The 22,458-nt window shown below is 68.4% G+C and carries 14 protein-coding genes and 1 pseudogene; 10 read left to right on the forward strand and 5 right to left on the reverse strand.

The genetic code is table 11. The annotated features are described in order from the left end of the window. Nucleotides 1-340: 340 nt before the first annotated feature. The gene (gene rpsT, locus ABZ354_RS03165) at nt 341-607 is read right to left on the reverse strand and encodes a 30S ribosomal protein S20 (RefSeq protein ID WP_358652371.1); all 267 of its coding nucleotides are present in this window, start codon (nt 605-607) and stop codon (nt 341-343) included. A 340-nt stretch (nt 608-947) separates the two neighbouring features. On the opposite strand from rpsT, the gene lepA reads away from it, so the two are divergent. The 6 genes from lepA (at nt 948) to ABZ354_RS03195 (ending at nt 13,748) form a co-directional block, all read left to right on the forward strand. Then, complete coding sequence (gene lepA / locus ABZ354_RS03170; RefSeq protein WP_358652373.1) at nt 948-2,816, forward strand: translation elongation factor 4; 1,869 nt, start codon at nt 948-950, stop codon at nt 2,814-2,816. 290 nt (nt 2,817-3,106) lie between these two features. Further along, on the forward strand, nt 3,107-4,981 hold the full coding sequence (locus ABZ354_RS03175; RefSeq protein ID WP_358652375.1) for an AMP-binding protein: 1,875 nt from the start codon (nt 3,107-3,109) through the stop codon (nt 4,979-4,981). Between the two features lie 317 nt (nt 4,982-5,298). Further along, the gene (locus ABZ354_RS03180) at nt 5,299-8,979 is read left to right on the forward strand and encodes a DEAD/DEAH box helicase family protein (RefSeq protein WP_358652377.1); all 3,681 of its coding nucleotides are present in this window, start codon (nt 5,299-5,301) and stop codon (nt 8,977-8,979) included. After that, on the forward strand, nt 8,976-10,490 hold the full coding sequence (locus ABZ354_RS03185) for a restriction endonuclease subunit S (RefSeq protein WP_358652379.1): 1,515 nt from the start codon (nt 8,976-8,978) through the stop codon (nt 10,488-10,490). The genes ABZ354_RS03180 and ABZ354_RS03185 overlap by 4 nt, the downstream gene beginning before the upstream one ends. Then, nucleotides 10,487-12,100: a class I SAM-dependent DNA methyltransferase gene (locus ABZ354_RS03190; protein ID WP_358652381.1), complete on the forward strand. Its 1,614-nt coding sequence runs from the start codon at nt 10,487-10,489 to the stop codon at nt 12,098-12,100. The genes ABZ354_RS03185 and ABZ354_RS03190 overlap by 4 nt, the downstream gene beginning before the upstream one ends. Nucleotides 12,101-12,242: 142 nt before the next feature. Continuing rightward, a complete protein-coding gene (locus ABZ354_RS03195; RefSeq protein ID WP_358652383.1) occupies nt 12,243-13,748 on the forward strand; it encodes an N-6 DNA methylase in 1,506 nt (501 codons plus the stop codon). 97 nt (nt 13,749-13,845) lie between these two features. Here ABZ354_RS03195 and ABZ354_RS03200 read toward each other — a convergent pair whose 3' ends face one another. Then, nucleotides 13,846-14,007 carry a DUF397 domain-containing protein gene (locus ABZ354_RS03200; protein ID WP_358652385.1) on the reverse strand — a complete coding sequence of 54 codons (162 nt, stop codon included), beginning with the start codon at nt 14,005-14,007 and terminating at the stop codon, nt 13,846-13,848. Then, nucleotides 13,997-14,758 (reverse strand): annotated as a pseudogene (locus ABZ354_RS03205) (Scr1 family TA system antitoxin-like transcriptional regulator). The gene ABZ354_RS03200 and the pseudogene ABZ354_RS03205 overlap by 11 nt, the downstream one beginning before the upstream one ends. Nucleotides 14,759-15,004: 246 nt before the next feature. On the opposite strand from ABZ354_RS03205, the gene ABZ354_RS03210 reads away from it, so the two are divergent. Next, nucleotides 15,005-15,382: an ATP-binding protein gene (locus ABZ354_RS03210; protein ID WP_358653126.1), complete on the forward strand. Its 378-nt coding sequence runs from the start codon at nt 15,005-15,007 to the stop codon at nt 15,380-15,382. Between the two features lie 44 nt (nt 15,383-15,426). Here the strand turns inward: ABZ354_RS03210 and ABZ354_RS03215 are convergent, their stop codons facing one another. After that, nucleotides 15,427-17,595 (reverse strand): AIPR family protein, encoded by a 2,169-nt coding sequence (locus ABZ354_RS03215; RefSeq protein ID WP_358652387.1) that lies wholly within the window; start codon nt 17,593-17,595, stop codon nt 15,427-15,429. Between the two features lie 85 nt (nt 17,596-17,680). Here ABZ354_RS03215 and ABZ354_RS03220 point away from each other — a divergent pair, with 85 nt between their 5' ends. The 3 genes from ABZ354_RS03220 (at nt 17,681) to hemW (ending at nt 21,425) form a co-directional block, all read left to right on the forward strand. Further along, on the forward strand, nt 17,681-17,812 hold the full coding sequence (locus ABZ354_RS03220; protein ID WP_358652389.1) for a hypothetical protein: 132 nt from the start codon (nt 17,681-17,683) through the stop codon (nt 17,810-17,812). Between the two features lie 405 nt (nt 17,813-18,217). Then, nucleotides 18,218-20,137 (forward strand): SpoIIE family protein phosphatase, encoded by a 1,920-nt coding sequence (locus tag ABZ354_RS03225; protein WP_358652391.1) that lies wholly within the window; start codon nt 18,218-18,220, stop codon nt 20,135-20,137. A 55-nt stretch (nt 20,138-20,192) separates the two neighbouring features. Beyond that, complete coding sequence (gene hemW / locus ABZ354_RS03230; RefSeq protein ID WP_358652393.1) at nt 20,193-21,425, forward strand: radical SAM family heme chaperone HemW; 1,233 nt, start codon at nt 20,193-20,195, stop codon at nt 21,423-21,425. 163 nt (nt 21,426-21,588) lie between these two features. Here hemW and ABZ354_RS03235 read toward each other — a convergent pair whose 3' ends face one another. Further along, entirely contained in the window at nt 21,589-22,446 is an 858-nt protein-coding gene (locus tag ABZ354_RS03235) for a DUF3097 domain-containing protein (RefSeq protein WP_358652395.1), read from the reverse strand. Nucleotides 22,447-22,458 lie beyond the last annotated feature (12 nt).

Genomic DNA, 22,458 nt, shown 5'->3' on the forward strand with positions numbered 1-22,458 from the left:
CACGACTTCGGCCAGTCGGCAGTCCCGGCAAGCGCCCCGCCCTCCGACCCCCGCAACCGCCTCAGACACCAGTCGACAGCCCCGGTCAGCGCCCCCTCCCCTGTATCCCGCCTGCCACACTCCGGCACACCACCCCGTCCCGACACCCCCCGCACGACAAAGACCCCCTCCACCCGCTCCGGGGAGGAGCGGCGGACGGGGTCCTCGCGTCAGGCTTCTGGAATCTGGAGCCGCACCCGCGTGGCGAACGCAGGCCGCGTGCGGCTCCGGGGTGCCGGTCGGGAGCGGATGAGAGAGGGCCCGCTCTGGGTCTTTCCGGCGGTCAGATCAAAGGAGAGGTTCAGCCCTTGACGGACGCGACCTTGGAAGCCAGCGCCGACTTCTTGTTGGCGGCCTGGTTCTTGTGGATGACGCCCTTCGAGACGGCCTTGTCGAGCAGACGCGCGGCAGCGCGCTGAGCCTCGGTGGCCTTCTCGACGTCACCCGCGGCAGCGGCCTCACGGGCCTTGCGGATCGCGGTCTTCAGAGACGACTTGACGGCCTTGTTGCGCAGCCGGGCCTTCTCGTTGGTCTTGTTCCGCTTGATCTGGGACTTGATGTTCGCCACGAATGAGCCTTTGCAGGTTCTGGTACGGGGCCGGGAAGGTCCCGTACCGATGATTTTCTGAAGGAGTGCCTCCTGCGAGAGGGCATGAGACACAGCCACTCAGCCTACCAGCGGGCTGGAGAGCAGCCCAAACCGTCCGTCGGCCGCCTGCCTGCCGGCATCCACGGGCCGTCCGTCGCGCGGTGCCGGTGCCCCACGCGGCCCGGGGCCGTGGCCCATACCCGTCCCACGTCGCCGACCGTGGGACGATGGAGCCTACGTATAGACCCGATAGATCCGACCCCGAGATCCGACCCGAGACCGCAGACGGCTGCGGACGCCTCAAGAATCAGGACCCTGCGTGCCCGCGATCCCTAGCCATGTGCCCGAGCCGAGCCGTACCGACCCGGCTCTGATCCGCAATTTCTGCATCATCGCGCACATCGACCACGGCAAGTCCACGCTCGCCGACCGGATGCTCCAGCTGACCGGAGTGGTCGAGCAGCGGCAGATGCGTGCCCAGTACCTCGACCGCATGGACATCGAGCGCGAGCGCGGCATCACGATCAAGTCCCAGGCGGTGCGGTTGCCGTGGGCCCCGACCCACGACAAGTCCAGCACGCACATCCTCAACATGATCGACACCCCGGGGCACGTCGACTTCACGTACGAGGTGTCGCGGTCGCTGGCCGCCTGCGAGGGGACCGTCCTCCTCGTCGACGCCGCCCAGGGCATCGAGGCGCAGACCCTCGCCAACCTGTACCTGGCGATGGAGAACGACCTCACGATCATCCCGGTGCTCAACAAGATCGACCTGCCGGCGGCGCAGCCGGAGAAGTTCGCCGAGGAGCTGGCGAACCTGGTCGGCTGTGACCCCGACGACGTGCTGAAGGTGTCCGCCAAGACCGGCCTGGGTGTCGAGGCACTGCTCGACCGGGTGGTCGCGGAGGTTCCCGCGCCCGTGGGCGTCAAGGACGCCCCGGCGCGCGCGATGATCTTCGACTCGGTGTACGACTCGTACCGCGGTGTCGTGACGTACGTCCGTGTCATCGACGGGCAGCTCAACAGGCGTGAGCGGATCCGGATGATGTCGACGAACGCGACGCACGAGCTGCTGGAGATCGGCACGAACTCGCCGGAGATGCTGTCGGCCGACGGCCTGGGTGTCGGCGAGGTGGGCTATCTCATCACCGGCGTGAAGGACGTCCGCCAGTCCAAGGTCGGTGACACGGTCACCAGCCAGCACAAGGGCGCCGAGGAGGCGCTCGGCGGCTACAAGGACCCCAAGCCCATGGTGTTCTCCGGGCTGTATCCGCTGGACGGGTCCGACTATCCCGAACTGCGCGAGGCCCTCGACAAGCTCCAGCTCAACGACGCCGCGCTGGTCTACGAGCCGGAGACCTCCGCCGCGCTCGGCTTCGGTTTCCGCGTCGGCTTCCTCGGCCTGCTGCACCTGGACGTGATCCGTGAGCGGCTGGAGCGCGAGTTCGGGCTCGACCTGATCGCCACCGCGCCGAACGTGGTCTACCGCGTGGTCATGGAGGACGGCGGCGAGCACATCGTCACCAACCCGAGCGAGTTCCCCGAGGGGAAGATCGGCGAGGTGTACGAGCCGGTCGTGCGGGCCACCATCCTGGCGCCCAGCGAGTTCATCGGCTCGATCATGGAGCTGTGCCAGACCCGGCGCGGCACCCTGCTCGGCATGGACTACCTCTCCGAGGACCGGGTGGAGATCCGCTACACCCTGCCGCTCGCGGAGATCGTCTTCGACTTCTTCGACCAGCTGAAGTCCAAGACCCGCGGGTACGCCTCCCTGGACTACGAGCCCACCGGTGAGCTGGCCTCCAGCCTGGTCAAGGTCGACATCCTGCTGCACGGCGACAAGGTGGACGCCTTCTCGGCGATCACCCACAAGGACGCCGCGTACGCGTACGGCGTGCGGCTGGTCGCCAAGCTGCGCGAGCTGATCCCGCGGCAGGCGTTCGAGGTGCCCATCCAGGCCGCCATCGGCTCTCGGGTCATCGCCCGCGAGACCATCCGCGCCATCCGCAAGGACGTGCTGGCCAAGTGCTACGGCGGCGACATCTCGCGTAAGCGGAAGCTGCTGGAGAAGCAGAAGGAAGGCAAGAAGCGGATGAAGATGGTGGGTTCCGTGGAGGTTCCGCAGGAGGCCTTCATCGCCGTCCTCTCCAGCGACGACGGGGCGGCCTCGGCCAAGGGCAAGAAGTAACCGGCGGTAACCGCCGAGTCGCCGTCGAGCGTCCGGGTGAACCGGGCCAAACAGGGGCCTGTCGTACGAAAGTGCGGCAGGCCTCTGCCCATGCCCCGGTCGCTGTCTGTAGGAAAGGACGAGCAAGTGACAGGATGCAGGCCCTTACGTGCTGGCCGGATGCCCTTTACGCTGATGCCTGCTCGCTAGTTACTCGTGAGTTAAACAAGCTCGCGGGGAGAACCAGCCGCACCAAGCCGCACCAGCCGCACACTGAGCCAGCCGCATTGCCGCGGGCCCCGGAGGATGTCGTGAGCGACGCACAGACACTGATCGAGAACCGGCCGCCGTCCGTGGCGGGCCTCTTCCTGGAGCGCGTGGCGGCCACGCCCGATGCCGAGGCCTACCGGTACCCCGTGCCCGCCGCCTCCGGTCAGGGCCCGGACGACTGGAAGTCGCTGACCTGGACGCAGGCCGCCGAGCGGGTCCACGCCATCGCGGCCGGACTCGTCGAGCTGGGTGTGCAGCCGGAGGAGCTCGTCGCGCTCGCCTCCTCGACCCGTATCGAGTGGATCCTCGCCGACCTCGGCATCATGTGCGCCGGCGCGGCCACCACGACGGTCTATCCGCAGACCAACGCCGAGGAGTCCGCGTACATCCTCTCCGACTCCGAGAGCCGGGTGCTGGTCGCGGAGGACGCCGTGCAGCTCGCCAAGGCCGTCGAGCAGCGTGCCGCACTTCCCGCGCTCGCGTATGTCGTGGTGATCGACGGCGCGGGCGTGGAGTCGAACGACTGGATCATCACCCTGGCCGAGCTGGAGGCCCGCGGCGCGGCCCGCCTGGAGCAGGACCCGGGGCTGATCAAGCAGCGGGTCGGCGCGATCACCAAGGACCAGCTCGCCACCGTCATCTACACCTCCGGCACCACGGGCCGCCCCAAGGGTGTGCGCCTGCCGCACGACAACTGGTCGTACATGGCGAAGGCGATCGCCGCGACCGGGCTGGTCACCGGCGACGACGTGCAGTACCTGTGGCTGCCGCTCGCGCACGTCTTCGGCAAGGTGCTGACCTCCTGCCAGATCGAGGCCGGGCACGTCACCGCCGTCGACGGCCGGGTCGACAAGATCATCGAGAACCTGCCGGTCGTACGGCCGACCTACATGGCGGCCGTGCCGCGCATCTTCGAGAAGGTCTACAACGGGGTCGCGGCCAAGGCGAAGGCCGGCGGCGGCGCCAAGTACAAGATCTTCCAGTGGGCGGCCGGTGTGGCCCGCGAGTACGCCAAGGTCACGCAGGACAACTTCCGCCGCACCGGCGTCGCGAGCGCCCCCTTCGGCCTGACCGCCAGGCACAACCTCGCCGACAAGCTCGTCTTCGCCAAGATCCGCGAGGCCTTCGGCGGCAACCTGCGCGCCTGTGTCTCCGGCTCGGCCGCGCTCGCCCCCGAGATCGGCTTCTTCTTCGCCGGAGCCGGCATCCACATCCTGGAGGGCTACGGCCTCACCGAGTCCTCTGCGGCGTCCTTCGTCAACCCCGGCGAGGCCTACCGCACCGGCACGGTCGGCAAGCCGCTGCCCGGCACCGAGGTGCGCATCGCCGACGACGGCGAGGTCCTGCTGCGCAGCCCCGGCATCATGGAGGGCTACCACGGGCTGCCCGAGAAGACCGCCGAGGTCCTGGAGGCGGACGGCTGGTTCCACACCGGGGACATCGGCGAGCTCTCCCCGGACGGGTACCTGCGGATCACCGACCGCAAGAAGGACCTGATCAAGACCTCCAGCGGCAAGTACGTCGCGCCAGCCGAGGTCGAGGGCCAGTTCAAGGCGATCTGCCCGTACGTCTCCAACATCCTGGTGCACGGCGCCGACCGGAACTACTGCACCGCCCTCATCGCCCTGGAGGAGGCCGCCCTCGCCGACTGGGTCAAGGAGAACGGCCTGGAGGGCAAGCCGTACGCCGAGGTCGTCGCCGCGCCCGTCACCGTAGCGATGGTCGACGGCTACGTCAGGCTGCTCAACGAGGGCCTGCAGCGCTGGCAGACCATCAAGAAGTTCCGCCTGCTCCCGCGCGACCTGGACGTCGAGCACGGCGAGATCACCCCGAGCCTGAAGCTGAAGCGGCCCGTGGTCGAGCGTGAGTACAAGCACCTCATCGAGGAGATGTACGAAGGCGCGCGCGAGGCGTAGTCATCACTCATCACGTGACGAGACGGGGCGGGTCCCGGGCCTGGTCGGTCCGAGATCCCGCCCCGAGGTCGTCCTCCCGTCCGCCTCAGCGGCTGATTGGAAAAGGGGATCCGATCACAGGACATCGATTGATACCGACGACTACTCAACTGTGTGCATTGATGACACTGCCGATAGATGTGGCGGGGGAGACGTCCGCGATCAATGTCATGGCCGACCGCGCCGACGGCCGCTAGGCTCAATGATCCTCAGGGCACTCGATTAGCCAGAAACGGCCTTGGTGCACATGGCTACGGAAGAGAGAGCGTACTCACCCGATGAGCGCAGATGGTGCGGCGCACACGCCGGATCCTTGGCTTGCCGAACTCGCCCGGACTTCGCGCAACTTTGGCTTTCTGTACGCCCATCTGCCGCTGCTCGTCGCCTACGGCACCGCCGCCGAGGCCCATGTCTTCACCGACCCGAACACCTCGCTCATCAAGTCCCGCCAGTTCGGTGAGGCCCTCGCCTCCGACCTCGCCCTACGGGTCCGTGTCCAGTACTCCGGCAGCAAGCAGGCCGAGCGTTTGGAGGCCCTGGATCGTGAGGGCTATCTCCACGGCAATGTGAAGGCCGCATTCCACGAGGTCCGCATACTCGGGAACAGGGCCAATCATGAGGGCTACGACAGTCCCGACGATGCCTTCCGGGCGCTGCACACCTGCCACCGTATCGGTGTCTGGTACTACCGGCTGCTCACAGCCTCCCGAGAGCAGAAGGCTTTCGTTCCCCCGGATCCGGCTCGTACTCCGGCTGCCGAGAACAAGGACCTGCGCGCTCAGGTCGAGCAGGCACGCCGCGCTCTGGAAGAAGCTCGTCTTACCTACGAGGGCAAGGCTACGCAGGCCCAGGCCGAACAGGCCGCCCGTGAGGCGGCCGAGCGGGAGCTGGCCGCCGCCACCGCCGAGCGCGGGGAACTGGCCCGCCAGGTTGAGGCCATGCGCGACCAGCTCGCGGCACTCCAGCAGGCGCAGTCCGACGACGACAACCGTCTGCTGCGTGCGCAGGCCACCAGTCCGGCCGCCGCCTCGGAGGCCGTGGCCGAACGCGCCCGGCTGCTGGACAACGCCGAGCAGGCTGCTCGCGAGCCCCTCACCGAGGCTCAGGTGCGCACGCGCCTGGACGAGATGCTCACCGAGGCCGGCTGGAGCGTCCAGGGCGGGGACGCCAACCTCGACCTCCACGTGCTGGGGGACCGGCGCGGTAATGGTGTGGCTGCCCGCGAGGTGACCACTGCGAAGGGGCGGGCCGACTACGCCCTGTACGTGGAGCGCAAGCTCGTCGGGGTCATCGAGGCCAAACGGGAAGGCGCTGACCTAACCGCCGCCCAGGCACAGGCCGACCGGTACGCGGACAATCCCACCGATGCGCAGCAGCGCTTGATCGCCTGGCGCACACCGCTGCCGTTCCGCTACGTTTCGGACGGTGGCGAGACCCGGTTCCGCAACACCCTCGACCCGGACTCGCGCACCCGGCGCATCTTCTCCTTCCACCAGCCCCGCACCCTGGCCCGGTGGATCCGTCAGGCCGAGCAGGACCCACAAGCCCCCTCGTACCGTGCCCGGCTGCGCTACCGGATGCCCGAGCTCGACGAGCGTCCTCTGCGTCCCGCACAGATCAAGGCGGTGCGCGGCGTCGAGGAGTCCGTCGCGTTCGGCAAGGGCCAGCAGGGCACCGGGCAGTCCCGCTCCCTGGTGCAGATGGCGACCGGCGCCGGCAAGACCTACACGGCGGTCACGTTCGCGTACCGGATGCTCAAGTACGCGCAGGCCGAGCGCGTCCTGTTCCTGGTGGACCGAAACAACCTGGGTGCCCAGGCCCAGACCGAGTTCGAGAATTTCACCACTCCCGACACCAACCGCACCTTCGCTGACCTCTTCAACGTGCAGCGCCTGGGCGCTGAGGGGATGAACCCCTCCGCGAAGGTCGTCGTCTCCACGGTGCAGCGCCTGTACATGGAACTGACTGGTGCCAGCGTGCCCACGCACACGGGCACGGACGGCGAGGAGGAGTACTCCTACGAGGTGCCGGGCAACATTGCCGTCGGCTACAACCGGAACATCCCGCCGGAGTCCTTCGACCTGATCGTCGTCGATGAGTGCCACCGTTCCATCTACGGCAAGTGGCGCTCCGTCCTGGAGTACTTCGACGCGCCGATCGTCGGCCTGACCGCGACGCCCGTCGCACAGACCTTCGGTTACTTCAACGGCAACCTGGTCAGCGAGTACACCTACCAGGAGGCCGTCGCCGACGGCGTCAACGTCGACTTCCAGGTCTACGAGATCCTCACCCGGATAACGGGCGAGGGCGGAGTCATCGCCCAGGGCGCCATCCCCGTTCGCGACCGGCGCACCCGTCGGCAGCGCTACGAGGACTTCGACGAGGACGTGACGTACGGCGCTAAGGAAGTGGGCGTCGGCGTCATCAGCAAGGACCAGCTGCGCACGGTGATCCGCACCTTCCGCGAGCGCCTGTTCACCGAGATCTTCCCCGAGCGCGCCAAGCGCGACAAGGAGACCGGCGAGCTGCTGTGGGACGAGATGTACGTCCCCAAGACCCTCATTTTCGCCAAGAACGACAACCACGCCGAGGAGATCGTCGAGGTTATCCGGGACGTCTTCGGCAAGGGCGACGACTTCTGCACGAAGATCACGCACGCGGCGAAGAAGCCCGTCGAACGCCTCTCCGACTTCCGCAACCTGCCGCAGCTGCGCATCGCGGTCACCGTGGACATGATCGCTACCGGCACGGACGTCAAACCGCTGGAGTGCCTGCTCTTCCTGCGCGACGTCAACAGCTGGGCCTACTTCGAGCAGATGAAGGGCCGGGGCGCGCGGACCCTGTCGCTGACCGAGTTCGAGCGCGTCACCCCGGGCGTCGGCCACAAGACGCACTTCGTGATCGTTGACGCGGTGGGGGCGACCCGCAAGCCGAAGGTGGACGCGGGCCCGCTGGAGCGGCACACGGAGAAGGACCTCAACCTGGAGAAACTCCTCCGCCTGACCGCCCGGGGCGTCGCGGAGGACGAGCACGTCTCCACCCTGGCCTCGCGCCTCGCCAAGCTCGACCTCCAGATGACCGACGAGGAACGGGCCGAGATCGAGACCCTCAGCAACGGCGTGCCCCTGAAGACCATCGTGCACAACATGGTCGAGGCCGTCGCCGTCGACGAACAGGCCAGGACCCGGGAGGCCGCGGAACAACTCGGCCTCGATCCGGACAAGGCCGTCAGGTCCTTGGTCGAGCGTGCCCTGCTGCCGTTGGCGTCCAGCCCCGCCCTGCGGAGCCGGCTGCTGGAGATGCGCCGCGCGAAGGACATCCTGTACGACGAGACCAGCCGCGACGCCCTCGTGTCCGCCGGCGCCGTCGCGGAGGACGGGTCGACGGCGCATGACACCGTCCGTGACTGGAAGACGTACATAGACGAGCACCGGGACGAGATCGCGGCGCTCTCCCTCGCCTTCGCCGCAGGCTCGCAGGTCCCGCCACGCGAGGCTCTCAGGCGCCTCAAAGACCTGGCACGCTCCCTGGCCCGCCCGCCGCGCGCCTGGACGCCGGACCGGCTGTGGCGCTCCTACGAGCAGGTGGGCGAGGCCGTGGCGGCGGACCATTCCGCCGCCTGGACGGCGGCCGACCTGCTCGCCCTGCTGCGGTACGAGCTGGCGGGCGGCGCGGAGAGCGGCGCCGAGCCGCCCCGCCCCTACCAAGAGGCGGTCCAGGAGCGGTACGCGGCCTGGCTGGCCCGACAGGAGCAGGCCGGTGTGACCTTCACAAAGGCCGAGCGCTGGTGGCTGGACCACATCGCCGGTGCGACGGTCGAGCGTGTACGCTTCGACACCGCCGACCTCGACTACGCCCCGTTCACCATGCGGAACGGCACGGACGGCTTCCTCGCGGAGTTCGGCGAGACGAGGGCGGAAGAAATCCTCGACGAACTGGACAGGGAGCTGGGCGCGTGACGCTGGGGCTGGATGCGGCTATGGGGGACGGACCCCAGGGGCCTGGCGGTCCCGAGGTACCTGTTGGGGGAGCTCCGGGGGAGCTTCCAGCGGGGTGGGCGCGGGCGACGCTGGGGGAAGTCGGTAAGTGGTTCGGCGGTGGTACACCGTCGAAAAAGAATCCAGAATTCTGGACCAACGGCACCATTCCTTGGCTTTCTCCCAAGGATATGGGGCCCGATGTTCTCGCGGCCACACAGGATTTAATTCACGAAGCTGCGCTGGACGAGGCACCTGTGAAACTCGTACCGGCAGGTTCTGTCGCCTTGGTTGTCCGCTCCGGAATTCTAGAGCGCAAGGTCCCTGTGACTTTCGTGCCATTCGACGTGACTCTCAACCAGGACATGAAGGCGGTTGTCCCATATTACGGGATTGATGGACGTTGGTTGGCCTGGGCGGTTCGGGAACGCGAACAGTATATTCTGGAGAACTGCCGTAAGCGTGGCACAACGGTGGCCTCGCTTGAGGTGCCTTGGCTGATGAGTACCGAGATCCTGGTGCCGCCTCACGAGGAGCAGCTACGGATCGCAGCCGAGGTGGAGCGGCAGATCGCCCGTATCCAGGCTGGTGAAGCAGCTGCAGGCGCTGCACTATTGAACGCCATCACGCTGGCCGAGCAGGTGACTACTCAGGGTTCGCGTGGCTGTTTGGAGCAGGTCGAACTTTCTCCGGCTCCCTTGCAAAAGGCCGATGTCGATGATGGGCCACTTCCTGATCTCCCCGCTGGATGGAAGTGGTCCCGGCTTGGTGAATTCGCCTCAGTAGTTGGTGGGGTAACCAAGGACAGCAAGCGGCAGGATGATCCAGGATACGTCGAGGTCCCTTATCTGCGTGTCGCGAATGTTCAGCGTGGGCAGCTTGCGCTGGACAACGTGACCACCATTCGTGTCCCCCCGCAGAAGGCGGAGGTACTTCGCCTCAAGTGTGGCGACGTGCTCCTCAACGAAGGCGGCGACAGGGATAAACTCGGGCGTGGTTGGATCTGGGACGGGCAGATCGAGACCTGCATCCATCAGAACCATGTGTTCCGAGCTCGGGTAATTGGGAATGAAATACACCCGAAGCTGCTGGCCTGGCACGCGAACGGTTTCGGAAAGGCATGGTGTGACCGTAATGGCACTCAGTCAGTGAACCTGGCATCGATCAGTCTTCGAAAAATTAAACTACTTCCTGTGCCGATTCCTCCACGTGGGATTCAGGAAGAACTCGTGAAAACGATCGAGTTGCACCTGCAGAATGTGGCTGTTGCACGAGCCATGGCTGAGAGTGCTCTTGCTCATGCCCAGGATCTCCGCGCTTCACTCCTCCGCGCCGCCTTCACCGGCGCCCTCGTCCCCCAAAACCCCGCCGATGAACCGGCGTCAGTACTGCTCGACCGGATCCGTGCTGAGCAGCAGGCCAAGGCCCCCCGTAAACGCACAGCCCGCAAGCCCCGCACCGCACCGCCCGGTCAGGAAGAACTGCCTTCATGAGCACCACCCCCGCCCTAGGGAACAGCGTCACCGTTTCTCCGGCTCCCCGCCGGTCCGCCGGAGAAACGACCTCGACGCTCGTCAACCGCCTCTGGTCATACTGTGAGCTGCTGCGCCACTCCGGGGTCTCCACCCTCGACTATGTCGAGCAGCTGACCTACCTGCTCTTCTTGAAGATGGCCGACGAGCGAGCCAAGCGGCCGGCGCGGTTCCGCGGGAACGATCCGGAGGAGCCGCTCGTCCCCGAGGGACTGGACTGGCCGAGCCTCACCAGCCGGTCGGCCGAGGACCTCCTTGAGCAGTACGAACACATCCTGCGGGAGCTGGGCCGCAAGGGCGGCACCATGCTCGGTGAGGTCTTCACTAAGGCACAGAACAAGATCCACGAGCCCGCCGTCATGGATCGGCTCGTCAAGGACCTGATCGACCCCTACACCTGGACCCGCGAGAACCAGGACCTCAAGGGCGACGCCTACGAAGGCCTTCTCCAGCGTGGTGCCGAGGACCGCAAGACTGGCGCAGGCCAGTACTTCACTCCCCGGTCCCTCATCGACGCCATGGTCGACTGCGTGCAGCCAAAGCCCGGCGAGTCGATCACCGACCCCGCCTGCGGCACCGGTGGCTTCCTCATCGCCGCGCACGCCCACATCGCCGAGCGCTATGCGGACCAGCTCTACGGCGACCAGGCCCGCAAGCTTCAGACGGGTGCCATCACTGGATACGAGCTGGTGCGGGAGACCGCCCGGCTCGCGCTGATGAACATGCTCCTGCATGGCATCGGCACCTCTGACGGCCGTCCCCTGATCACGGTCCAGGACTCCCTGGCGAAGTCGCCGCACAAGTTTTATGACATCGTGCTTGCCAACCCGCCCTTTGGCGTGGGTTCCGTCACCGGTGAGGCGTACAGCGCCCGCAAGGACTTCTGGACCCAGACCACCAACAAGCAGCTCAACTTCGTCCAGCACATCTACACCCTACTGAAGACGAACGGCCGGGCCGCGCTCGTCCTGCCCGACAATGTCCTGTTCGAGGGCGGGGCCGGCGCGGAGATCCGCCGCCGCCTGCTGAACCTCACTAACGTCCACACGCTGCTTCGGCTGCCCACTGGCATCTTCTACGCCAACGGGGTCAAGGCGAACGTCCTGTTCTTCGACAAGGTTCCGCCCCGACCCGGTGGCAAGCCCGCCACCAAGCAGCTGTGGGTCTATGACTTCCGTACCGACCAGCGCTTCACCCTCAAGCAGCGTGCCCTGCGCCGCGAGCACCTGGACGACTTCGTCGCCGCCTTCCACTCCGGAGGAATGGAGTACTCGGCTCGAAAGCCCAGTGAGCGCTTCCAGCCGTATGAGTACGATGAGCTGATCGCACGCGACAAGGTCAACCTCGACCTGACGGTGCTTCAGTCCGCTTCCGCCTCCTCCGCCCCGCTCGCGCCCCCGCACGTGATCGCTCAGGAGATCGTGGACGAACTAGAAAGCGCGTTGGCCGAGTTCACCGCCGTGGCCCAGGCACTGAAGAAGGCCGTCGGCACTGAAGCGGATCCGGCCGCGGGTGACCGCGCGGACAGCACCACCACTGGCACCACCGAAGAGACAGACCAGGAGCGGTAGCCCGGCTCTCAGTCCTTTGGCCCCCGGCCCAGAGGTTCTGCCGGCGGCCACTCCGGAAAACGGGACGGAACGGCATGTGGGCTCGTATGCGCATACGAGCCCACATGCCGTTCCGGGAACTGACACAGGGACTGGGTGAAGCATGGTCTACGGGTTCGGCCGAGGCGACGGCGCGGCGGGAGCGGCGGCGAGCAGTGCGCCGGAACGCCTCTGGACAGGCGAGAAGATCGCCACACGGCTCTGGCGTTTCTACAACGAGAAGACCAGTACCCGTGCGATAACACGACTCCAGTTCGTGGAGCACGTCGGCTACCTCCTTTTCCTCAAGCTGGACCATGAGCGCTCCCAGCGCCCCGGTCGGTTCGCCCGGCAGGCGGTGGCACCCGAGGGCACCTGGCCGAAGCTGACCGACCTCAGCGGGGACGCCCTGCACAGCGGGCTCGCCGAGCTCATGCGGGAACTCGGCGACCAGGCCTCCACCCGTTCCGACCGGCAGATCGCAGGCATGGTCTTCCGCGATGCCCAGCCCTGGGACATCGACCGCATGGCCGAGCTCGCCAAGCTGATCACCGAGCAGATCGATCCCCACCAGTGGCGCCGCATACCCCAAGCCGAACTGGGACGCGCCTTTTCGATCATGTTGCGTGACTGCCGCGAGGACATCGACCGGAAGATCGAAACGGGTCAGACCTTGACGCCGTTCCCCGTCCTGAGCGCTGTCGTCAAGGTGCTCGATGTGCGGTCCGACGACATCGTCATCGATCCGGCGTGCGGCACCGGCTCGACGCTCATCGCTGCCTACCAGGCGATGCAGTCCACGGACCCGGCCGCCATCGCGGGGGCCGACCTGGACGCCCAGATGTGCCGACTCGCCACCATGAACATCCTGTTCAACACGGGCCGGCCGTTCTCCGATCTCGCTCCGGTGAAGCTCGCGGACACCCTCACGCGCAAGGTCCCGGTCGTGCGGGCGGATTCCGGAGTCCTCCCCACCGTGGCCATCTGCAACCCCCCCTTCAGGAGCGACGGTGTGGTGCCCAACGCCACCATGCGGGACGATTTCCTGGCCTATGGCGACTTCCCCACCAACTTTCTCCAGCACCTGATGGTCACCTTGAAGCCGGGTGCCAGGGCGGCCGTGTTCGTCCCTGACGGAGTGCTGTTCGGCGGAGGCGCTGCGGCCACTGCACGGCGGGCGTTGTTGAAGAACTGCGATGTGCACACACTCCTGCGGCTTCCCACGGGGATGTTCCACCGCAAGGGCGTGAAGTCGAACATCCTCTTCTTCACGAAGGCCACCCCCAAGCCGAACGGCCAGCCCGTGACGCGGAACCTGTGGGTCTACGACGCCCGCACGGGCAACCACCGTACGGACACCGGAAACCCCGTCACTGAAGAGGACTTCGACGACTTCGTCGATGCGTGCCTCGCAGGCGGAGACATCTCCGAGCGCACCGAGTCGGACCGCTTCCGCCGTTACCGGGTGGACGACCTGCTGGATCATCCGAACGTGACCTTTGACCTGAAGGCTAACCTTGCGGCGGCGGTAGAGGACTTCGGCTCCCCGAAGGAGATCGCCTCCGAGATCGCGGACCTGCTCGACACCGCGGCCAAGCACTTCCGGGAGGTCGCGGCGGCTCTGCCGTAGGTCTATCCGGAGTGGGAGGCGCTGTCGACAGCGCCTCCCCACGTGCTGTGACTGAACGGTCGGCTCAGTCCGTCGCTGCGAAGCCCACGAACGCCGCTCAGCCGTCCGCGTTCACGGAGAGGTGCGGCCGGTGCACGTTCTTGGAGTCGCGGATATAGAGGCTTTCCGAGGTGGCGGCCACTTCCAGGCACTCGCCTCCCTCATTGCCGCTGTAGCTGCTCTTGCGCCAGACGAGCTGTCGGGAGCTCTCAGCACTCATTTTCCGTCTGCATCCTCTCGATCAAGGCCAGAGACTCTCGCGGAGTGAGTGCCTGGGCCCTGATGCTGCCGTAGCGTGCGGCCAGGATACGGACCTCGTCCATGTCTGTGGCAGGCGTGCGACGGCCTGCACTTCCGTATATTCCACCTGAGGCTTTCCCTTCGGGGTCAGCAAGGTGAACGGACCGCCCATACCAGCGTGCTCGGTCCGGTTCGTGGGCATTACCTGCAACTCGACTGTGCGAAGCCGCCCGAGTTGCATCCTGGAGGCCACACGTTGTTCAACGGTTTCTTCGTCGAGCAAGGGCTTCCGCATCCCGTACAGTGCACGAGCTCGCCGCTCGGTCTGGAACAGCCCGGGAATGGCATGGTTGTTGTAGAAGTTGAACCTCGACCGCCTCCGCCACCAGCCGTGCGTAGTCCCGGAACCACGCCGGGTGCCGGACCCGTGCGTGGGCCTTCGCCCGGGCCACGTCCTCCTTCGTCGCCTTCAGCAGCCCTCCGGCACCGAGCAGGTCGTCTGCCGCGTCGAGAAACTCCGGCTGAGGTGTTCTGCGGCCCCGCTCCAGGGAGGATATGAGGTCCTCGCCGTACCCCAGCCGGTCACCCAGCCCCTTCTGGGTCAGGCCGGCGCGCTCCCGGAGCAGCTTGACCTGCCTCCCCACAGCCCGGTTCAGGTCGAGGAGGCCGTCCGTGTCCTCCGGGGGCTCGGGTCGGTCACCGGTGCTGCTTTGACGGGGCTCCGATGTCATCACTCATCCCCCAACCCGCCTGGCCACCGGCTGGTTACTCCCGTCAGCACGGACACGCAACCGCCAACGGCGGTACAGGCGTGCGCCGTACCGATGGTTCCTCTGGTCAGCAGACGCCCATATGGATACATTCTGTGACTGAAGTACGCAATTCGCGACCAGTCCCACGCGCCCCGCTGCGCCACCTCTCCCGCTCCCCTCAGTCAACAGTTCGGCTCGACGCGGCGTGGAGCGCGCCTCGCGCGCCTGGTCGCGATCCAGCAGTTGGCGGACTGGGGGTGGGCCAGGAACAGTGAGTATCTGGAGGCCGCCGAGCTGGTGGTGGGCGAACTCGCCGCGAATGCGGTCACGTATGGGCGTGTGCCCGGGCGGGACTTCCTGCTCGCGATGAACCTCACCCCGCTCTCGGAAGGCTGCTCCGGCACCCTCCGGATCGAGGTCGCGGACTATCGGGGAGAGCTGCTGCCCGCTCCGGCGGAGGAACCCTGCCCGAACGGTGAACATGGACGCGGGTTGCTTCTCGTGAGCGCGCTCGCTTCCCGGTGGGGTGTCACACCCCGGTTTCCCTCGGGCAAGACCGTGTGGGCCGAGTTGCACGGCCCGCACGGAACAGGCAACGCGTGAGCGTCACCGCCTCGGGCCCAGTCCGTGCGCCTGACCTCGGACGCCTACGACAGGTGGTCGCCCTCCTCCGGCTCCTCCCAGGCCACGATCCGCTGCCAGAGCCGCTCGGCGATCTCCACCAGCGTTCCTTCTCCCGGCACCCGCCACTGCTTGGGGCCCTGCACCGCGCTCCACTGTTCCTTCCAATCCGCCTCGTTCCACATCTGGGAGACCAGTCCCGTCGGCGAGTAGCGCTTCCCGTCGGCCTCCCAGAGGAGTGGGGTCTTGCGGTCGTTCACCCAGCTGGCACGACGACGCCGGGGATCGGCGTTGAGCCAGGCCCCGATGGCGAGTTCCTCTGCAGCGCTGGGGGCGTACTCCAGACGCGTACCCTCCTCGATCACGTCATGGTCCACCAGCAGGCGTACGGTCTGAGGCCTGCGCTGCCGTGTCTGCCCGGCAACCTTCAAGAGTGCGGCCAGATTCATAGGCGAGTCCGGCCCGACACCGCGTTCGAGCGTGCCGAGTACTGCCGATACCAGGCGTGCGCAGCGTTCCTCGTTGGCGAACGTACTGGTGACGAAGCTCTTGGGGGTGAAGAGGGCGTCGACCATGCTTATGAGAGCCGCCAACACCTGGCTCACCTGGCCCGGAATCTCCGCGAGTACGCCCTCCCAGTCTCCATCGGACTCTTCGAACCGGTCCCGCCCAATGCGCTGGAAGACCAGGTGGGCGACGAGGAGAGCCCCGCTGTCCGCGATGGCGGCCGGCCGTCCGGTGAGCTTCGCCCGGGTCTTCGTCAGCTCGTCACGTACCAGGCGCAATACCTGGACCGCGCGCCAGATTTGCTGACCGCTCGGTTGTTGCCCGAAAAGACGGATGTAGGCCCCGTTGGGCCCTTCGCTCCATAGGGCGTTGGTCGAGCCCTTGACCCGGACGGCGAGCGAGGAGTCCCGGTGCATGCAGGCCAGGGCGGTGGCCGCCTCCGTGACCGAACAGCCCGACTCAGGCGCGGGGTCCAGCTCGCCCCGCCGGAAGACGTACTCCTTGTCGAGGGAGATGCGGAAGTCCTTCTGAATCTCGCCCTGAACGGGGTCGATGGCGATGAAGTCCCGGCGCTCCATGTGGTTCTGCGTGTTGGTGGCCTTGGTGATGGAGCGACCGAAGCCCTCCGGCGTCCCGACCAAGGAGATGACGCGCACCATCACGTAGGCCTCCGCGACGGCGTCCGCGTCCTTCTCGTACGCCCGGAACGCGGAGGTGACCGTCTGCGCGCCGTTGACGACGCTGGCGTTGGTCAGGGTGAGGATGGTCGGCTGCCCCACCGCTCGCTTGAAGGGGTACTCCTGCACGATGTCGTCGCACTGCACCGTGATGCCGTTGTGGCGGTAGAGGAAACCCTCGGGGTCTTCTAGCATCGAGTCGACCATGGTCTGGTTGACTCCGGTCAGTCCGAGCGAGCGGCGGACGTTACGGTCGTAGAGGCGCTCGCCGTGCCCCTCGCCCTTGCCGCCGTACCAACGCGCCAACTGGTCGGCGCTGACCTCACCGATCACCGCTCTGAATGGGGTCTCGCGGGCGTACCACTCCCGGTTCATGGTCGCCTTGAGCGTGATCGGCTGGGGTTCGAGGTCCTCGCGGATAGCCCGGTGGAAGTCGGCCTGGTTCACTACCCGGTACGCGACAGTTCTTCCAAGTCCGCCGAATTCACGGGCTGCCTCGTCCAGGATGTCGCGGGTTTCCTGGGAGAGGCGACCGTCTCCCATGAGAGCGATGACCAGGTTCACCTTGCAAGTGGGAAGCTGGAGGACACCGTGGACACGGTCCGAGAGGAGTTGCAGCCGCTCATTGAAATGGTCAAGGTCACGATTGTCGAGCTTCTTCAGCCCGTGTACCAGCTTGAGGGCGGCCTCGGTGTCGAAGCCGGCCGTCCCCTTGTCTTTCCATTTCGCCTGGATCAGATAGATCTCGGAGCCCGATGCGGAGAACGCCACGCAGTCGATGCCGAAGTCGTCACGACCGTCGATGACCCCGGCCGCCGCCTCGTCCGAAGTGCAGTCCGTAAGGATCCGGGCGGCCTTCGCGGAGACGGCCCTCGACAGCAGCGCCGTCTCGCGTTCCTTGGGGTCCTTCTTTACGAAGTCCTCCATGGAAATCCGCTGCCCGAACTCCTTCAGCAGCGCCTTTCTGATGTGCTGAACTTCCAGCGGCATGTTCTGCCCGCCCTGTGCCATCCATCCCCCAACGTTGAAGGCTCGACCAACCCGTTAGTTTAAAACGAACGAGTTGGTTTGTTTTGGCCATATGGCTGATTTTGCAGTGTCTCCTACCCGCGACCTGGACATCGAGCACGGCGAGATCACCCCGAGCCTGAAGCTGAAGCGGCCCGTCGTCGAGCGCGCGTACAAGCACCTCATCGAGGAGATGTACGGGGGCGCGCGCGAGGCATGAGACCGGCGGGTACGCGGCGCACATCCCCCGGGCGCCGCGTACCCGCCCCCGCGCATAACCCGCCGGGCGCCGCCCCTCGTCCCCCGCCCCCGCGCACCACCCTGCCGGGCGCTGCCGCCCTACTCCCCGTCGCACCGCCCGGGGCCGTCGGCCCACGCCCGCAGGTTCGCCGTACGGGCCCTGTTCCGCCGCCGTGCGGACGTCGTATCGCCGCTCTCGGGCGACGCGTCCTGACTCAAACACGCCGGCCAGTGTCCATATCCGATCGGTGCGAGCGCATCCGTAGCATCATTCCCGCTCACCGCTCCCAACTTTTGGTAACTGCCCGCGCATGGACGCAGTCGGTCTGTCACTCTGTCCGCAACGACCGAGACGCACTCGTACCGACCGTTCGGGGAGCTGTCCATGGGGGCCATTCCGACGCAGCGGGAGATCTTCCCCCCTGCCGCCGAGATGCCCGCGCCGCAGTACTGCGCGCGGGCGCACGCCACCCTGCCCGGCGGCAGCCTCGCCCCCGGCTCCGCCCGCGCCCTGGTGCGCGCCACCCTCGCCGACTGGGCCGACGACGGGCAGGCCGGTCCGCTCACCGCACCGCTCTCCGGCAGGCTCGCCGACGACGCCGGCCTGATCGTGAGCGAGCTGGTCACCAACGCGGTCGTGCACGCCGGCACCGACGTCGACGTCACCCTGCGGCTGGAGCCGGACAACGGCACGCTGCTGCTGGAGGTCGGCGACCACCACCCCTCCCGCGCCCCGCGCGACGGCCTCACCGAGACGCCCGACGGGCCCTCCGAGTACGGCCGCGGCCTGCGCCTGGTCGCCGCGCTCGCCGAGAGCTGGGGCGTCACCTTCCGCCCCGACATCAAGACCGTGTGGGCCCGGCTGTCCCTCACCGCCGAACCCGACGACGACGCGTACCCCGGCGAGACCGGCGGGCTCGCCGCCGCGGGCCTGCTCGCGCCGGAACCGCCCCGCGACTGGCGGGCCGCCGAGGAGAGCCGCGGCGCGGACTGGCTGAACCGGGGCGCCCTGTCCTTCCTCGCCGAGGCGTCCGGACTGCTCGCCGGGCAGCTCGACGAGGACCTCGTCGCCTCCCTCACCGCCCAGCTCATCGTGCCGCGGCTCGCCGACTGGTGCGCGGTCTGGCTGGAGGACGAGTCCACCGGCCGCGGCGGCCGGGCCGACGGCGCCTGGGGGCCCGGGGCGCGACTGGCCCGCGTCTGGCACAGCTGCGAGGCACTCATCGAGGACCTGCGCGCGGCCGTCGAGAAGGACCCGCCCCGGCTGCCCGACCCGATGACCTCCGGGCCGGTCGCGTACCCGTGGCCCGCGCAGGCCCTCGGCCCGCACGGCACCTACGGCACGGCCCTGGCGTACCGGCTCGTCGCGGGGGGCCGGCCGCTGGGCACGCTCGTCATCGGCCGGTCCGGCACGCCCCGCTTCCCGGACGAGATCACCGGCCTGGTCGAGGACCTCGGCCGCCGGGTGGCGCTCGCCGTCGGGGCGGCCCGGCAGTACGCCCGGCAGGTCACCATCAGCTCCGTCCTGCAGCGCGGCCTGCTGCCGGGCGCGGTCGCCGAGATACCGGGCCTGCGCAGCGCCCTCGTCCACGAGCCGTGCGACCAGGGCGGGCCCAGCGGTGACTTCTACGACCTGTTCCCGGCCGGCGAGGACCGCTGGTGCTTCGCCGTCGGTGACGTCCAGGGCAAGGGTCCCGAGGCCGCCGTCGTCATCGGTCTCGCCCGGCCCTGGCTGCGGCTGCTGGCCCGCGAGGGCTACGGCGTCGCCGACGTCCTCGACCGGCTCAACCAGCTCCTCCTCGACGACGCGACGGAGGTCGCGGACGCGGCGGCCCGCGCCCTGGCCGGCGGCCGGCCCACGATCCCCGGCGACGGCCCGCAGACCCGCTTCCTGTCCCTGCTCTACGGCGAGCTGATCCTCGTGGACACACCGGCCGGGCCCGGCATCCGCTGCACCCTCGCCTCCGCCGGGCACCCGCTGCCGCTGCTCCTCGGCGCCGACGGCCGGGTGACGACCGCGGCCGAGCCGCAGACACTCCTGGGCGTCGTGGAGGACGAGACGTATCACAGCGAGACCTTCGAGCTGCGCCCCGGCGACACGCTGCTCTGCGTCACGGACGGCGTCACCGAGCGGCGCTGCGGCTCACGACAGTTCGACGACGGTGACGGGCTGGCGACCGCCCTCGCGGGCTGCGCGGGCCTCGACGCGGAACTGATCGCCGAGCGCATCCGCAACCTCGTCCACGACTTCGGCACCCGCCCACCGGAGGACGACCTGGCGCTGCTCGTGCTCCAGGCCGAGTGACGGGCTTGTCCCGCACCCGGACGCCCGGCGGTCCGGGTGCGGGACAATGGGGTACATGCCTTCCGCACTCCCCGACGGCGAGCCCGTCCCCGACGACGGCGCACTGCCCCCTCAGGCGCTCGCCGGGGCCGCGGACCGCCCCCTCGGTTTCTATCTGCACGTCCCGTACTGCGCGACCCGCTGCGGCTACTGCGACTTCAACACCTACACCGCGACCGAGCTGCGCGGCACCGGCGGCGTTCTCGCCTCCCGCGACAACTACGCCGCCACCCTCACCGAAGAGATCCGCCTCGCCCGCAAGGTCCTCGGCGACGACCCGCGCCCGGTCAGCACGGTCTTCGTCGGCGGCGGCACGCCCACCCTGCTGGCCGCCGCCGATCTCGTACGAGCGCTGGCCGCGATCCGCGACGAGTTCGGGCTGGCCCCGGACGCGGAGGTCACGACGGAGGCCAACCCCGAGTCCGTCGACCCCTCTTATCTGGCGGCGCTGAGGGCCGGCGGGTTCAACCGGATCTCCTTCGGCATGCAGAGCGCGAAACAGCACGTCCTGCGCGTCCTGGACCGCACCCACACGCCGGGCCGCCCCGAGCGCTGCGTCGCCGAGGCCCACGCCGCCGGGTTCGCGCACGTGAACCTCGACCTGATCTACGGCACGCCCGGCGAGTCCGACGACGACTGGCGGTCCTCGCTGGACGCGGCGCTCGGAGCCGGCCCGGACCACGTGTCGGCGTACGCGCTGATCGTCGAGGAGGGCACCGGGCTCGCCCGGCGGATCCGGCGCGGCGAGATCCCGGCGACCGACGACGACGTCCACGCCGACCGCTACCTGATGGCCGAGGAGACCCTGTCGGCGGCCGGCTTCGAGTGGTACGAGGTGTCGAACTGGGCGCGGTCCGACGCGGGGCGGTGCCAGCACAACGAGCTGTACTGGCGCGGCGCCGACTGGTGGGGCGCGGGACCCGGCGCGCACAGCCACGTGGGCGGGGTGCGCTGGTGGAACGTGAAGCATCCCGGCGCGTACGCGGCGGCGCTCGCGGCGGGCCGCTCCCCGGGCGCGGGCCGCGAGCTCCTGTCCGACGAGGACCGCAGGGTCGAGCGGATCCTGCTGGAGCTGCGCCTGCGGGGCGGTGTCCCGCTGGCGCTGCTGCGGGAGGCCGGCCTCGCGGCGTCCCGGCGGGCCCTGGCGGACGGGCTCCTGGAGACCGGCCCGTACGAGGAGGGGCGCGCCGCGCTGACCCTGCGGGGGCGGCTGCTCGCGGACGCGGTGGTGCGGGACCTGGTGGACTGAGGGGGACCCACCGGCGGGCGGGGGCCAAGGACTGCGCGGCCGGGTGCCCTGAGAGAACACCGGCGGGCGGGACCACCACCTGCGCGCGGGTGGACGAGCTGACCGGCGGACCGACTCCGAGTGGAGCGGTCCGTCCCGCCCGGTGGGGGCGGCCCGTCGTGCGTCAGGGCACGGTCACGTGATCGATGAGACGCTCCACACACCCCAGCAGCTCCGGCTCCAAGTCCTTGTACGTGCGGACCCTGGACAGGATGTGCTGCCACGCCGCGCCGGTGTTTTCCGGCCATCCCAGCGCCCGGCACACGCCCGTCTTCCAGTCCTGGCCGTGCGGGACGCGGGGCCAGGCCGTGATGCCGAGCGCCGACGGCTTCACCGCCTCCCAGACGTCGATGTACGGGTGGCCCACGACCAGGGCGTCTTCGCCGGTCACGGCCTGGGCGATGCGCCACTCCTTCGAGCCCGGGACCAGGTGGTCCACCAGGACACCGAGGCGTGCGCCGGGCCCGGGGGCGAAGTCGGCGACGATCGACGGCAGGTCGTCCACGCCCTCCAGGTACTCCACGACCACGCCCTCGAGGCGCAGGTCGTCGCCCCACACCTTCTCGACCAGTTCGGCGTCGTGCCGCCCCTCGACGTAGATCCGCCCGGCGCGGGCCACGCGCGCGCGTGCGCCGGGCACGGCCACCGAGCCGGACGCCGTGCGGGTGGGCCGTACGGGTCCGCCGGCCGGTTTCACCAGGGTCACCACCCGGCCCTCCAACAGGAAACCGCGCGGCTGCAGCGGGAACACCCGGTGGGCGCCGAACCGGTCCTCCAGGGTCACCGTGCCCGCCTCGCAGCGGATCACCGCGCCGCAGAAGCCGGTGCCGGGCTCCTCGACGACCAGTCCGGGATCGGCAGGGACCTCCTGGACGGGCCTCGATTTCTTCCAGGGCGGGGTCAGATCGGGGGAGTACACGCGAGGACGAGGGCCCACGGGGCCTTCGTCGGACGGGCGGTGGCGGGGGACGGGAGGGCGCATTCGCACGACGAT

It is taken from the genome of Streptomyces sp. NPDC005925 (assembly GCF_040638805.1).
In the GTDB taxonomy this organism is placed as follows: Bacteria; Actinomycetota; Actinomycetes; order Streptomycetales; family Streptomycetaceae; genus Streptomyces.

Bases quoted from the DNA above. Each gene is read 5' to 3' on its own strand.
- ABZ354_RS03200 (WP_358652385.1), bottom strand. From the start codon at position 14,007: ATGAGTGCTGAGAGCTCCCGACAGCTCGTCTGGCGCAAGAGCAGCTAC.
- ABZ354_RS03235 (WP_358652395.1), bottom strand. From the start codon at position 22,446: ATGCGCCCTCCCGTCCCCCGCCACCGCCCGTCCGACGAAGGCCCCGTG.
- ABZ354_RS03225 (WP_358652391.1), top strand. From the start codon at position 18,218: ATGGGGGCCATTCCGACGCAGCGGGAGATCTTCCCCCCTGCCGCCGAG.
- hemW (WP_358652393.1), top strand. From the start codon at position 20,193: ATGCCTTCCGCACTCCCCGACGGCGAGCCCGTCCCCGACGACGGCGCA.
- ABZ354_RS03180 (WP_358652377.1), top strand. From the start codon at position 5,299: ATGAGCGCAGATGGTGCGGCGCACACGCCGGATCCTTGGCTTGCCGAA.
- ABZ354_RS03190 (WP_358652381.1), top strand. From the start codon at position 10,487: ATGAGCACCACCCCCGCCCTAGGGAACAGCGTCACCGTTTCTCCGGCT.
- ABZ354_RS03195 (WP_358652383.1), top strand. From the start codon at position 12,243: ATGGTCTACGGGTTCGGCCGAGGCGACGGCGCGGCGGGAGCGGCGGCG.
- ABZ354_RS03215 (WP_358652387.1), bottom strand. From the start codon at position 17,595: ATGGCACAGGGCGGGCAGAACATGCCGCTGGAAGTTCAGCACATCAGA.